The 282-nt window shown below is 65.6% G+C and carries 1 protein-coding gene; it reads right to left on the bottom strand.

The window, feature by feature from the left end; all coding sequences use genetic code 11:
• Positions 1–75 precede the first annotated feature (75 nt).
• The gene (locus ACX2DJ_RS12985; RefSeq protein WP_462573163.1) at positions 76–207 is read right to left on the bottom strand and encodes a hypothetical protein; all 132 of its coding nucleotides are present in this window, start codon (positions 205–207) and stop codon (positions 76–78) included.
• Positions 208–282 lie beyond the last annotated feature (75 nt).

Here is a 282-nt window from a genome sequence, read left to right as displayed (position 1 = left end):
GGACGCGCTGCTTTCCGGCCAGAGCGACCGGCCCTCCGACCAGGGGCTGGAAGAAGACCTGTTCGGAGAAGTTCCTCAGCAAATCTCCACGAAGGGGATCGCAGCCAGCCATTCGGCGCGTGCCAGCGGAGATGCCGCGTCAAGCTGGAACCCCCTGCCCCCTGCCGAAAGCCATTGCTCGCCCGATGCGTCACGGCGTTTGGCCACGAAGTCGGCAGGTTGGCCTTTTCAAGCATGGCCGAAACGTCAGCTTCGCGGGCGCCGTCGAACACCGGCGTACCC

It is taken from the genome of Altererythrobacter chaiwopuensis (genome assembly GCF_054957755.1).
This window is presented reverse-complemented; position numbering and strand designations above follow the sequence as displayed.